The organism is Komagataeibacter sp. SM21 (assembly GCF_041402665.1).
Taxonomy (GTDB): domain Bacteria; phylum Pseudomonadota; class Alphaproteobacteria; order Acetobacterales; family Acetobacteraceae; genus Komagataeibacter; species Komagataeibacter saccharivorans.
In genome coordinates this window covers 1-10482 of the sequence record NZ_JBGLOV010000037.1, presented here as the reverse complement: position 1 = coordinate 10482, position 10482 = coordinate 1, and the positions used below count along the sequence as shown (strand labels likewise).

Here is a 10482-nt window from a genome sequence, read left to right as displayed (position 1 = left end):
CCGCAGGGCGTTGCCCCGCGTCAGGCGCAGGCCGACCGGCTTGCTCAGGCCGCTTCGGTCCTGACTCCCTGTCCGTGCCACCGTCTTGCCCGGGGGCAGGATGTGGCTCAGAAAAACGCCTCCATCCTCTCCACTCCCGTCACCGTCACGGGCGCTCGCCGCCCCGCACCCCGGCAGGATATGGTCTAGTAAAACGACATATATTGATTTGTTTTCAATTAAAATATATCCGAAAACAACAAATATAAATCGTATTTATTGGCTGTTTTTTGGCGGTTTTCTATTGTTGTTATTGAGTATTTGTACTAAGTTTTTCTTGTCGGAAGGGATTGGCCCTTCTGGCTCAAGCGCCCCGGCAGGTGCAGCGAACACCACGCCGGGACTGCGCCAGAAATGAAGAGTAATTTCATGTCCGACGTGAACGAAATTATAGGCCATGCTCCTCACAACGCGCAAGGCAGGGCTGGGAAACGCAATCGGCAGTCTGTTGAAGGTGGTCTGGCTGAAGTCGGGTGTGCCGTGGAACTTCAGGACGCGCATTATTCGGATCAGACGCTTGCCGCCCTGGTCGAGCGCCATGGGTGGCGCTATCAGGATGCAACACAGCCGCAAAACGGTGTTGAGCGTCTGTTCGACAGCCTTGCCCATGATGGCATGGTTGTACCCGATGGCGCGCGGTATCTGCTGGCCAATTATGCCGCCGATCCGGAAAGATGCCGGTATATCGCCCTGTATGCCGGGTGGGAACTGCTCGGGGACTGGGACGGCCGGAATGGATCGCCAGTGGAGATCGCATCCCGGCTCAATGAGCGGGCAGAGCAGTACGCCCGGTCGGAACGGGGCGCGTTGGAAGCCGCCTGAAGCGGTTCCACGGGCCGGAACCACCTTTTCCCTCAAAACTGGTAATGGAGCAGACATATGGCGGGCAGCGTCAACAAGGTCATTCTCGTGGGTAATCTGGGCAAGGACCCGGAAATACGGAACAGCCAGAGCGGGGCGAAGATCGTCTCGCTGACACTGGCGACAAGCGATACATGGAATGACCGCGCATCGGGCGAGCGGCGCGAACGGACGGAATGGCACCGGGTTGTCATTTTCAACGACCGGATCGCCGACGTGGCCGAGCGTTTTCTGCGCAAGGGCCGCAAGGTCTATCTGGAAGGCTCGCTCCAGACACGCAAATGGACCGACCAGAGCGGACAGGACCGCTATACGACCGAAGTGGTGGTCGATCGCTTCCGGGGCGAGCTGGTTCTTCTCGACAGCAATCGGGGCGGCGAGGATATGGGCAGTGGGTACGACGCGCCCGCCCGCCAGCCGTCACAGGGTGGTGCGCGCACCGCTGGAGCAGCCGCGGGCGGATGGGATGCGCCCATGGATGGCAATAACCTTGCCGACGAAGTGCCCTTCTGACGCCGCCCGGTATGGACCGGTGGCACGATGGACACAAAAAGCCGGGTGCCCATCCTGCCACCCGCGCCCGAACCCGGCAAAGCAGCGCTTTCGCCGGACCCGGAAGCGCCAGTCAGGAGCGGGGCGTGTCGTCATCCAGATCGCACCACGCCCGGCTGGTATTCGGGTTGATGTAGGTGTGGCTGGTGCAGTATCCGCCACGCCTGAACTGTGGCCACGTCGCAGCCATCGTCAGGGCCGAGCCGAGAACCACCAGAATGACCCCGCCCATGACAAGCCGCGTATAGGCGTGCCATCGTGCTTCACGGTAAAACTTCACCTCCTGCGTTGGGAGCTGCTCGCGTATCCTGTGGTATACCTGTGTCCGCAGGTCTTTTGTAACTGCGTTGACCATTGTCCCGACAAGGTTTTGTTTCTCGCGCTCCAGAAACAGTTCCTGCCTTTCGATACGGCCCCTGCCAACCTGTTCCATCTGGGTAACGGCAGCTAGCGCCTTATCCATTTCGGGCCGGAACGCTTCGAGTAGCGTCACGGCCGAACGAAGGCTGTCACAAGCGCTCTGTGACGCGGTCGATGTGTCGGCGGCTCCGGTCTGGATCATCGAAAGATATTCCAGCAACAGCACGCCCAGGGGGCTGTCAGGCGTTATGCCCGCATCATGAAGGCGTATCAGCAGGCGCTCGCGCGCCTGCTGGAACGGATTGCCGTTACTGTCGGTCAGGGAAGCCATTTTGTAGCTCCGCTTGCTTTTAAGGCTGCCGTGAACTCTTGCAGCCATTTCTCGGCCATGAATTTCCACAGCGGGTTGAGCGGCTTTCCGTTGCTCGTTGGTTTGCCTGCAATGGCATCGAAAACTGTCAGGCCACCTTCCTCAAGATATTTCATGCATGTCAGGGCAGGCATCTTCACCGGAAGAACTCCGCTCTGTCGCATTTCCCGAAAGCGGTTATCCTCCCGCACCCATTCAAAAGGGTCTTTGGTTTTGCTGTGCGTCCGACTTAACCCTTCGTTCATGATCAGAATAGAGTCCACGTCCCGAAATGCAGACGATGACCAGATGCGATAGGCATGATCAAAGTCATCACGTTCGGGACCGGTAAAATACATGAATGTCGGGATAAATCCGTTCCCTTTGAGGAAGTCGGCCAAGGGGACTTCATTGGCGAGTTCTTCGCTCACGCGGTCCCCGCCGCCCATATCAATGATGATTGAGGCCTGACGGCTTATGGCGGTGGCCAGAGATGCAGCGAGCCACGTTTTGCTGGTTTCCAGCTCGGCATCAAGCGGTCGTTCGATTCCGTTTTTCCCGTTCGGATCGAAAATTCGCGAAAGGGTAGGGTTGTTTACGTCGCCGTCAGCAACAAGCGTGGGCCGACCGGCTTCAATCGCATTATGAGCAATTACGGCGCACCCAAGGCTGCCGCCTCCACGACCGCGCCCCAGACGCCATACGGCGCGATAGCTGGTGGTGCTCCCGGCTTTTGAATTTTCAGCACTCATGGATGACTGACTCCTCATGATGGACAGGCCCTGTTGCCTGCCTCATGGGAATATCCGCCATCCGGTTGTGGGTCCGGACAGGGGGAGATCAGATGACGTATTTGTAGGACTGCCCACACATGACGACATCTTCCTCATCCATTGTCATGGTGCGGTTTGTTTCGTGATGCTGGCGTAGCATGCGCGAGACGACGCGAACCCAGTCCAGTTCATATTCAAAATGCCACTTGCTCGGGTAGCCCGGTAGGTCATCAAACTTCCATGGATGTCCTGTCGCACCGCTGATTTCCCCTTTTTTGGCGGGAGGGAAATTCTCTTCCTCGCAGGGCGGTAGGGCCATGCCCCGCGCGTCGCTCAGGATCTTCTGTTTGGGATATTGACCCGGGGGCGTGGTTGCCTGATCTGCTGCGGACCCGATGGGCTTCCGTGCATCAAACTCGGCCTGTCGCTTCTGCTGAAGTGCGGCTGCCTCATCAGACGCGCGCTTTTCGCGTGCCCATGCTGCTGCACGCTCGGCTTCTGCCATTCTGTTGCGAAGATCTTCATCTTCTTCGTGCCGCTTGCGCCGGTCCGTTGCAGGACTGGAGCGTTGTGCGTTGACCTGAGCGGCCACCGTTCCGGTCTGCTGTGCTTCTGTCGCGCGGACTTCAGCTCGCTCCCTACGGGCCTCCATCCATTTGCCCACGCGATACCATATCATCTTGGCGCATTTTACGGTCGGAGCCAGCCCCCGCGCATTCACCAGCCCGACCTCGGTAAACCAGCGACACAGGGCCACCCAGTCAATGCGGCGACCATCGCAATGACGCAGGACTTCCGCACGGTGCCGTTCCATCCATGTCCGCAGCGACAGCGTGCCGCGCGCGTCATCAAGCACCGTCAGTGCTCCTTCAATGCCGATGGTTCCCGCAGACATCTCACTCTCCCAACCCCACTGGAGCCCGCCCTGTGGCGCTGCCAGAGGCATATCACGACCACGTCACGATTACAACAAGACCACGGTTCGGCTACGCCACGACCACATGAAGACTACACAAAGACTACAGAAATTTCTTAAGTCCATATACAAATGCAAACCTTTCGGTTTGCGCTTCGCGCGGATTACATCCGCCTACAGGCCGATGGCCTGTAGGCATCAGGGGATCTGGATCATGTTCTCATGCGACACCGGGTCACGGCTTGAGTGTATTACATTAACGTACTACACAATGCGGACTGTTTCTGTGTGGAGAAGAAGCATGACGAGCCCTCTGTCGATCCGTCTTGACGATCGCCTGCGTGATGACCTGGAGCGGGAAGCAAATGCGCGCGGGGTCCCATTGAGCCGCCTGGTCCGCGAACTTCTGGAAGAAGGTGTCAGCCTCGCCCGGCGGGAGCGTATCCGTGCGGACGGTGCCAGTGTCGCCGCCTATGCCGCCGGGGCTCCCGAGGCACGCGCCCTGTTCGATGGGGCCGGTGGCGGACAGGGTCATGGGGAGTAAGGGATCGGCCTCCGCGCCCTTTCGGGCCGGGGAAATCGTGCTGGCGGGGCGAGGCCGGGATAAACTGGCCGTCGTGGTGGAGGATGACCTGTTCCCGCCTGAATGGCCCAACGTGATCCTGGTGCCGCTGACCGATAATGAAAATCTGGTTGTGCCGGACCTCTCGGTCCGTATCGAACCGACCGCCATGAACGGTCTTGCGTCGGTCTGCTGGGCAGCCAGCGCGATGGTGGCCACGACGTCGAAGCGGCACCTGACGCGCACCGATTACAGCATATGCCCTGAACAGCTTGCCCTGGTCCGCCGCCAGATCGCGCTGGTGGTGGGGGCAGGTTGATTTCCGGACGGGATTCCGTGCCCACAACAGGCGCACGGAGGCTCAGTTCCGTGATGGGAGATTTTAATCCATGAGGGTCATGTTCTGGCGGTGGCGCGGCGCCCTGAAACAGCTCTGGTTCAGTGATTCCGACGAGGCAAACCGGCGGAAATACGAGTACGGAAGCTGGCGTGTCATATATGCGCCTGCCATGCTGGCCATGACGGTCATCTATCTGGTTGTGGAAATCGCGTTCAATGCCCGGTTGCTTGACTTCGCGCTGGGCTCGCCTTCTCCTGACGAGGTTCACTCCGTAGAACGGATGGGACGCTATCTCTCGGGAGTGGCGGCGGCACTTTGGCTATGGGGTAGTGTGCTTCTGCCGCGTATCTTCCGTGACGGACGGGATCTGAGGGTTTTTACCAGGGAAGCCGTCATCATACTGACCATGAGTGGTATATTGACGGTGGTGAATGTATATGTGGGGGAGGCGTTCCTGTTCCGGAAATGTGTGGATGCGACTACCCCTGCGCAACGCATTTCCGCCCTTGCATACGAGACCCTGTCACATGGTCTGTCTGCCAGTGCGCCGCTGCCTGATGACATGGCCCGTTTCGGTGCCGGGCGGAGTCAGGACGCTGAACGCGGACTGCTTGCCGGGTACCCGGTCGTGGCATGGATGGGTGGGTTTCCCCACGCCAGCCCGGACGTGCCCGATCGGGGCGTCATTCGGAATGCGCTTACGCGTGGGATGGGTTCGCCGGAGCAGTTCTATCATGGAGGTTACTGGCAAAGCCGGGAGCGGGTCATGTCCGTTTATGACCGCTACCGGCAGATGGTCGCACGTTATCAGGACGGACTGCGCACAATCCCTGCGCAGCAGGAACAGGCGTGGTCCGAGTATATCACCGAGTTGCAGGTCAGGAATTATACGCCCGGATCTGTTCCACGGTTTTTCTGGCCAGTCGTCGCAGGGCGTGTGCGGAAGCACGAGATTCCGGTTGCCCCAAACTGGCATCCGGATGACCGGCAGGCATTTGACGCGGCGGTGGCGACGCATGTGCGTGACCTGGCGCTGACGAACTTCCGGACGGCGACGCGAGACGGTTTTGGCGAAGCTCTCTCTCCCGACCTGGATGAAGCGGCCTTTGTCGCAACGGATACGGTGCAGGAACTCTGGCGCCAGTCCCTCGAAGCCCCACCTCATCTGGTGCTTTCCGCTGACATGCCGCCGAACCAGTTCGAGGATCGGGTCTGGCGTCCGCTGCTGGACGCCCGGGTAGAGGAATATTCCAGTCTGTTTGATGAACCGGCCGTGCGGAGTGGCAACACGGCGTTCCAGCATGATGCCCGGCCTGCGACGGAACTGCTGATCGCCGTGGCCTTTGCACTGGCGTTTTCAACCCTCGGCATGATCGTCCACTTATGGAAGGTCCTGTACTATGGGTCATTGTGCTGCGTGCGGGCGGTTCCATTCCGGCGGAGCCTGATCGGAATCGTGGTCTTTGTAGGTCTGGCTGCGGTCTATGTTCATGAAGCGCCGAAGGTGGACGGGTCGGAAGGCATTCTGGCGTCGATCAGTCGCCCCGTCTGGGTGATGAATGGCGTTCTCTATCCGTTGGGTAATAGCATGCGCCGGATTCTGCCGGGCTGACGATCCGGCCGCGCATGCGGCGGCACCCACAAAAGGCTGACCTATCCTGAACTCCTGACAGTTCAGGAGAACAGGATATGCCCGAGAGAAAAAAAGATAGGGAGGCCGGTATTGCAGCGTCCCTGCTGCAGTTGACCGCGCAGATGGGCCTGGCCCTTCAGGGGATTGAGGACATCCTGCGGTATGTCAGCCCCAGCGAAGATGACGATGGCAATCGTGTCGCGGACGCACTGGACCGCCTGTCCGCAGCCGTTAGCGAACAGACCGATACGCTGAACCAGCTTACCGAGAGCGTGCGGCTTCTGGCGCCGGTCGGGGCCGAGCGGGGGGCAGGGTCATGATCACCTATCGGAAGGTGAGTGCGAACGGGGCGGGCAAGCTTATTGTCGCCTATCTCCGGGAGCATAAGCTCGATCCGGAGACGGATGTCCGCTCGGATCGCGACCGGTCCCGTGATGTGGAGAGCGGGGCGCGCCTGAACAGCTATTACATCGGTCGCGACGGTCAAGGGGAATGGGCGACTGATATGGGCGGAAGGATTGCTGACGCCCTGGGAATTGACCTGTCCCGGCCACCGGAAAACAAGGGTCTCGAACGCCTGTTCGAGGCAAAACGTGCGGACACCGGCGAGGAATGGGCCAATACCGGCCGCAAGCGTGAAATCTCGAGTTTCGATTTTACCGCATCGCCCGACAAATCCGTGACGCTTGCGGCTGAGTTCGCCGCCACGCGGGCCGAGCAGGCCCTGATATGGCAGGCGATCCATATCGCCAATGACCGGGCCATGGCACTGATCGCCGAAGAAGTTGGTGTCGCCCGGCGTGGATCTGGCGACGAGGCATACATGGAGCCGGGAGAGGTGGCTCGAGTTTCGATCCGGCATTACACCGCGCGCCCGGCAATGGTCATCCAGGATGGACCGGATGGCCCGACGGGATCGGTTGAACTCCCGGTGCCCGGCGATCCGCAGGCCCATATCCATAACATGATGTTCAATGCGGTGGCGACGGAAAGCGGGCATCTCGGCTCCCTCGACAGCGCCCGGATTACAAAGACGACTTCTCACCTGTTCGGCGCCTATTTCCAGGCCGAACTGGCGCAGCAGCTTCGTGGGCTTGGCGTCAGGGTCCGGCCCGACGAGCGGGGCAAGGCCATTGTCATCGAAAGCATTCCGAGATCCGTCTGTGACGCCTTCTCGAAACGGAGCCATCAGGCCGAAACACAGGCCAAGGCATTCGTGAAGCGACAGGGCGGCGACTGGAACGCCATGTCAGCCGAACAGAAGTTCAAGGTGCTGCACCAGGCGAACCTTGCCTATCGCTCGAAGAAATATACCGGCACCAACGACCGGGAAATCTGGCGCGAAGAGGCGGCGGAACTCGGATGGAAGCATAGCACCGTCCTGACGGGCGACGTCAGTCAGGAACTGCCTGATCCCGAGCGGTACGAGAAGGCTTACGAAATCGCTGCCCGGCTGATCGCAGATGAGTTCAGGACGGCGGCCGTGCTGGACCGGGATGTCTTTCGCATGCATGCGGCGCACGCGCTGATTGCGACTGGTATCAACGGTCGTCAGGATATCGACCACGTAGCCGATATGGTCGAGACGCGGGGCATTGAAGTCGACGGTGAACGGGTCGGGTTCGTCATCCGTGAGCAGGACCGGAAGGTGCGGATTGCAACGGCGAGGCAGGTTGCGATCGAGACGGAAATGGGCGATCTGGCGGGCCTTGCGTCCCGGACGCAGCAGGGCACCCTGTCTGATGAGGCGATTACCCGCGCCATTGCCGGGTCGGGACTGGATTTTGACCGCGATCCCGATCATGGCCGCGCCCAGCTTGCGGCCATCTATGCATTGGGGCGGGCAGGCGGTCTTGGCTTCCTGACGGGCGTTGCGGGATCAGGCAAGACCACGCTTCTCAGGCCGCTTGTCTCGGCATGGAAGGAGGACGGCCGGAACCTGATCGGGGCGGCCATCGCATGGCGGCAGGCGGATGCGCTCAAGGATGCCGGCATTGCCCGGACGCTTGCTCTCACCCCACTTCTGGATGGCATCGCGAAGGGCACGCTGGCGGTCGATCGGGATACTGTTCTGGTTCTGGACGAGGTCAGTCAGATCGCCCCGCGCCAGCTCCTTGAAATCCTGCGACTGCAGAAGGAAGTCGGCTGTTCGGTCCGCCTTCTGGGAGACCGCCAGCAGGCACAGGCGATCGAGGCAGGCGACAGCGTGGAGATTCTGGAACGTGTGCTGCCGCCCGAGGCACGACCGGAACTCCTCAGCACCATCCGTCAGAAATCGGCCCGTGCCCGCAAAATTGCCGGGCTGTTCCGGAGCCCTGGCAGGCAGCTTAATCTCAGCGAGGCGAAGCAGAAAGCGAAGGACACCGCGCGCGTCCGGGAGGCGATCGACATGAAGCGCCGCGACGGTACGTTCAGTCTTGTTGGTGGCGACCACGCCCAGGTCGTGGCCGAACTGGCCGATTTCTATCTCAGGCGGCGGGACATGCTGCGCGCCAGTGGCGCGAAGCGCGGCATAACCATGTCAGCGCCGACGAATGAGGATGTTCTGGCGCTGAGTCTGGCCGTGCGCGAACGGCTGCGCGCCCGCAAAGAGATCGGGCAGGAGGAAATCATACGCGCGGCCATCGACCAGCGCGGGGAAACCTATGACCTGCCCATCTCGAAGGGCGACCGTGTCAGGCTGTTCTCGCGGACGCAGTGTCAGGTGGCACGGGCTGATGGAAGGGGGTGGCGCTGGCGCGACCTTGGATCCAATGGCGATTTCGTGGACGTGGAGGGTTGGAATGATAAAGGCATTGTCCTGAGGAACACCCGGGGCGTGACCGGCATGGTGCCGTGGGAGCGTCTGGCGGACAGGGCGACCGGGCGTATCAGGCTGGGTCCGGGCCATGCGATGACGATTGATTCCGCGCAGGGCATCACATCTGACGAGCATATTAACGCCATGCCGCGCGGCAGCTCGTCCGTCACCGGGTTTACCGCCTATGTGGCTGAGAGCAGGCATGTCCATACGTGCTGGACACGGGTGGCGGAAGCGCCGGTACGGGAGGCGGAATCATTTTCGCGTCCGCTGGGGGACGCGACACCCGTGACGCTGGAGAATCTGTTGGACCGGATTGCCGGTGACATGGGGCGGCACGAGTACAAGGCCCTGGCCATCGACCTTGAACAGGTTCGGCTCCAGTATGAAGAGAATACAACGCGGTGGATACAACAGAGCCATGTCAATGAGGCGGCCCGGCAGCAGGGAAAGACACCGGGGGCAGGGTTCAGGTCCCGTATGGCGGCTCGGGAGGTTACTGCGGTGCCACCGGAAAAATGGGACGATATCGACCGTACATTGAGACGCATGGCTTTTAAGACGCAGGATGTGGCCGAGAAGCTGGAACGTGTTGTCGACGAAAAGCGGCGTCAGCAGGAGCAGGCGGAAAAACAGCGAAGGGAAGAACAGGTGCGTGAACGCGATCGGCGTCCGACGCGGACGGCAGGACGTGATATGTAGCCACTACCATCTGTCGAATTCATCGCGTGGAAAGGAAAAGACATGATTTTTGGACCCGATGCCGTAACCGCGTTTGTTGATGTGTTAAAGCCGCTGGTGCTGGCCGAGCGTCAGGCAGAGTCTATCGAGACCCATGACGCCTATCTACGATTCAGAGAAGGCCAGAAGTCCCTGAACGACGGCGTTCTGGGGAGCGTCCGGGCGATGGTCGCACAAATCCCGGATGTCGATCGGGATGATATGCAGGAACTCTATGATGTCCTGCTGGATCATCCTGATCTGGCTGCCACGGTTTCGGATCGCGCAGTTACCGGCGCGATCCTCAATGAAGCATGGGGCGGTCTGCACGGGTGGACAAAATGACTGTACTGGGGGGAAGAACGAACCCGCTGCGCGGGAATGGTGCGGTGTGGAGGTCTGTCACCACGGCGTGAGCGATCTGTTTTATTTGGAACTGTCCTGATCTGGCCAAGCACTCTGGCTTCTTCCCACCAGAAGGAGCCGGATGATGACAGAGTCCCTGTGCATTGCTGCAATCAGTCCCCTTCGCCAGCGCCTGCTTGATGACATGGCGGTGCGGCGGTTCTCCCGGGAG

At 60.4% G+C, this 10482-nt stretch carries 12 protein-coding genes; 9 read left to right on the top strand and 3 right to left on the bottom strand.

Annotated features, from left to right (window positions below; all coding sequences use genetic code 11):
- The 3 genes from ACBR42_RS16355 to ssb all read left to right on the top strand — a co-directional run.
- A partial coding sequence (locus ACBR42_RS16355; protein ID WP_371208731.1) for a hypothetical protein occupies nt 1-189 on the top strand: 189 nt, incomplete at its 5' end.
- Nucleotides 190-408: 219 nt separating this feature from the next.
- Entirely contained in the window at nt 409-861 is a 453-nt protein-coding gene (locus ACBR42_RS16350; protein ID WP_371208730.1) for a hypothetical protein, read from the top strand.
- Between the two features lie 57 nt (nt 862-918).
- Nucleotides 919-1413 carry a single-stranded DNA-binding protein gene (gene ssb / locus ACBR42_RS16345; RefSeq protein WP_371208729.1) on the top strand — a complete coding sequence of 165 codons (495 nt, stop codon included), beginning with the start codon at nt 919-921 and terminating at the stop codon, nt 1411-1413.
- 112 nt (nt 1414-1525) lie between these two features.
- Here the strand turns inward: ssb and ACBR42_RS16340 are convergent, their stop codons facing one another.
- From ACBR42_RS16340 to ACBR42_RS16330, 3 genes are all read right to left on the bottom strand, one after another.
- Nucleotides 1526-2143 carry a hypothetical protein gene (locus tag ACBR42_RS16340; protein WP_371208728.1) on the bottom strand — a complete coding sequence of 206 codons (618 nt, stop codon included), beginning with the start codon at nt 2141-2143 and terminating at the stop codon, nt 1526-1528.
- A complete protein-coding gene (locus tag ACBR42_RS16335; RefSeq protein WP_371208727.1) occupies nt 2131-2913 on the bottom strand; it encodes a hypothetical protein in 783 nt (260 codons plus the stop codon). The genes ACBR42_RS16340 and ACBR42_RS16335 overlap by 13 nt, the downstream gene beginning before the upstream one ends.
- Before the next feature lie 88 nt (nt 2914-3001).
- The gene (locus ACBR42_RS16330) at nt 3002-3829 is read right to left on the bottom strand and encodes a hypothetical protein (protein WP_371208726.1); all 828 of its coding nucleotides are present in this window, start codon (nt 3827-3829) and stop codon (nt 3002-3004) included.
- A 322-nt stretch (nt 3830-4151) separates the two neighbouring features.
- Between ACBR42_RS16330 and ACBR42_RS16325 the strand changes: the two genes are divergently transcribed.
- From ACBR42_RS16325 to ACBR42_RS16300, 6 genes are all read left to right on the top strand, one after another.
- Nucleotides 4152-4394, top strand: a complete 243-nt coding sequence (locus ACBR42_RS16325; RefSeq protein ID WP_371208725.1) for a hypothetical protein — start codon at nt 4152-4154, stop codon at nt 4392-4394.
- Nucleotides 4384-4731 (top strand): type II toxin-antitoxin system PemK/MazF family toxin, encoded by a 348-nt coding sequence (locus ACBR42_RS16320; RefSeq protein ID WP_371208724.1) that lies wholly within the window; start codon nt 4384-4386, stop codon nt 4729-4731. Before ACBR42_RS16325 ends, ACBR42_RS16320 begins: the two co-directional genes overlap by 11 nt.
- A gap of 70 nt (nt 4732-4801) precedes the next feature.
- On the top strand, nt 4802-6364 hold the full coding sequence (locus ACBR42_RS16315) for a hypothetical protein (RefSeq protein ID WP_371208723.1): 1563 nt from the start codon (nt 4802-4804) through the stop codon (nt 6362-6364).
- A gap of 77 nt (nt 6365-6441) precedes the next feature.
- Nucleotides 6442-6705 carry a hypothetical protein gene (locus ACBR42_RS16310; RefSeq protein WP_371208722.1) on the top strand — a complete coding sequence of 88 codons (264 nt, stop codon included), beginning with the start codon at nt 6442-6444 and terminating at the stop codon, nt 6703-6705.
- The gene (mobF, locus tag ACBR42_RS16305; protein ID WP_371208721.1) at nt 6702-9887 is read left to right on the top strand and encodes a MobF family relaxase; all 3186 of its coding nucleotides are present in this window, start codon (nt 6702-6704) and stop codon (nt 9885-9887) included. The genes ACBR42_RS16310 and mobF overlap by 4 nt, the downstream gene beginning before the upstream one ends.
- 42 nt (nt 9888-9929) lie before the next feature.
- A complete protein-coding gene (locus ACBR42_RS16300) occupies nt 9930-10250 on the top strand; it encodes a hypothetical protein (protein WP_371208720.1) in 321 nt (106 codons plus the stop codon).
- The last annotated feature ends 232 nt before the right edge of the window (nt 10251-10482 follow it).